Source organism: Blautia sp. MB18-30 (assembly GCF_023669475.1).
Taxonomy (GTDB): domain Bacteria; phylum Bacillota; class Clostridia; order Lachnospirales; family Lachnospiraceae; genus Blautia_A; species Blautia_A fusiformis.
Window position 1 is genome coordinate 1 of record NZ_JAMOYY010000096.1, and the last position, 735, is coordinate 735.

The following is a 735-nucleotide window of genomic DNA, read 5'->3' on the forward strand; positions in this document are numbered from 1 at the left end:
CTTTTATATATACTTAATACAGAACAAGCAAATAAAAGAAAAACAAACATCTATCGACTTTTTCAAAATTCCTGAACCTTTTAAAACGATTTTTGTCGACTTCTTTTATAACAAATTTTTTTCAAATGATAAAATTTGGAGTTTTTTGGACACATCTAGTTTTTCTAGAAGTGATTTTCACAATAATTTTAAAAATGAAAACAGACTATTTGTCTGTCCATACTGTGACATCGACACAACCTTGAATATAGGGAATAATCAGATAGAACATTTTTGGCCTAAAAGCCAGTTTCCTTTTCTTGCAATGAATGCTCTAAATTTAATTTCAAGTTGTCATTCCTGCAATATGCCTTTTGAGGGTAAAGGAACTTCAGTTAGGACTCCCATATCAACGCCCTATACTAAACAAATTGGTAATTATGTTAAATTTATTATGAATATTTCAAAAGAACAAATTGATATTTCCACTAATTTACAAGATATAAGCAATTATGTGTATTTACTCAACCTAAAGAACCGCTATGCCAATCCTCAAATATATAATTATCTCCTTAACTTAGGAAATTCGTTATATAGCGACATAATTCAGTATGAAAATAATTTAGGAAAAAAATTAACAGATTCTGAGCTAAATAATTATATCACAACAGCCAAAAAACATGACAAAAAACACATACCTCTTTATTTTGCGTTGATGAGCATCTATAATAACTACGATAACTATATATTGTATTT

The 735-nt window shown here is 27.9% G+C and carries 1 protein-coding gene; it reads left to right on the forward strand.

What is annotated here, in order from left to right:
* Positions 1-735 (forward strand): hypothetical protein (locus NCY57_RS16685; RefSeq protein ID WP_442863821.1); only part of this gene is annotated, 735 nt, incomplete at both ends.